The following is a 202-nucleotide window of genomic DNA, read 5'->3' on the forward strand; positions in this document are numbered from 1 at the left end:
CGAGGGAACCGTCACCATCGACATCACGCCCTCGACGTCCCCCCGCGACCGGGAGAACGGCGAGCACGCGGCCACGTCGGTCACCGTGAGCGACGAGGGCCCCGGCATCCCGGAGGAGTCCATGAACCGCGTCTTCACCCGCTTCTGGCGGGGCAGCAAGCGCGGCGGCACCGGCCTCGGGCTGTACATCGTCAAGGGCATC

Annotated in this window: 1 protein-coding gene; it reads left to right on the forward strand. The window is 70.8% G+C overall.

Going from position 1 to position 202, the window contains the following annotated elements; translation table 11 throughout:
* A partial coding sequence (locus tag J0695_RS42925) for a sensor histidine kinase (RefSeq protein WP_206970204.1) occupies positions 1-202 on the forward strand: 202 nt, incomplete at both ends.

The organism is Streptomyces beijiangensis (assembly GCF_017315755.1).
GTDB classification, from domain to species: domain Bacteria; phylum Actinomycetota; class Actinomycetes; order Streptomycetales; family Streptomycetaceae; genus Streptomyces; species Streptomyces beijiangensis.